The sequence below is a fragment of the Cupriavidus sp. SIMBA_020 genome (assembly GCF_046535395.1).
GTDB lineage: Bacteria > Pseudomonadota > Gammaproteobacteria > Burkholderiales > Burkholderiaceae > Cupriavidus > Cupriavidus campinensis.
This window is the reverse complement of sequence record NZ_JAWRWU010000703.1, coordinates 1-268: the sequence shown is the minus strand read 5'-3', so window position 1 is coordinate 268 and position 268 is coordinate 1. Positions and strand designations below refer to the sequence as shown.

The 268-nt window shown below is 66.0% G+C and carries 1 protein-coding gene; it reads left to right on the top strand.

From position 1 onward, the window contains the following. Positions 1-268: hypothetical protein (locus tag SB751_RS31140; RefSeq protein WP_410749159.1), on the top strand; the 268-nt coding region annotated here is incomplete at both ends.

The window sequence follows — 268 nt, the reverse complement described above, 5'->3', positions numbered from 1 at the left end:
GAGCCGATGCCGGTCGATGTCGAGGTGGACAGCGACGTGATCGAGCTGGTGGCCGACGAGAGGCCGGTCGACGTGGAGGTCGACAGCGAGGCAACCGAGCTGTCGGTGGAACTCAGACCCGTGGACAACGAGCTGATGCCCGTGGAAGTCGACGTGGACAGAGAGCCGATCGAGCTGGTCGCCGACGACAGACCCGTCGACGTGGAGGTCGACAGCGAGGCGACCGAGCTGTCCGTCGAGCTCAGGCCGGTCGAGAGCGAGCTGATAC